Below are 370 nucleotides of genomic sequence, written 5' to 3'. Positions count from 1 at the left end.
TTTCGGTCTTCCGCCTTTCTTTCCTGCTTCCGATCTGGCTGCACACGCTTCTTTGTAGCGCTGGCTGTCCGCATCCAGCTGCTGTTTAATAAGCTCGAACACAAACGCCAGCGCCGGATCCTCCGGAACAGCATCCGGGTCTTTCTGATAGGCGTAGATCGCTTTAATGAGTTCGCCCGCCTGCTCGTTGCTCATCTTTTCGATGGCAGCGCCCCAGCTCTCATACATGACAAAAGACTTCTTATCACTCATCCAAGCCCATCTCCTTTCCCGCCTGCCAGTCACGGTAATAGCAAATCCATGTATCCAGCAACAGGGTAATGATTCCACCGCGAATCTGCGCTTTCAGCTCATCGAAAATATCATCCGA

The 370-nt window shown here is 51.9% G+C and carries 1 protein-coding gene; it reads right to left on the bottom strand.

The genetic code is table 11. The features are described from left to right. A partial coding sequence (locus DWZ76_RS15155) for a DUF6291 domain-containing protein (protein WP_207663662.1) occupies positions 1 to 252 on the bottom strand: 252 nt, incomplete at its 3' end. Positions 253 to 370 lie beyond the last annotated feature (118 nt).

This window comes from Clostridium sp. AF35-15, assembly GCF_003477745.1.
Classification (GTDB): Bacteria; Bacillota; Clostridia; order Lachnospirales; family Lachnospiraceae; genus Otoolea; species Otoolea fessa.
The sequence above is the reverse complement of the archived record's forward strand: the minus strand, read 5'-3'. Positions and strand labels throughout refer to the sequence as shown.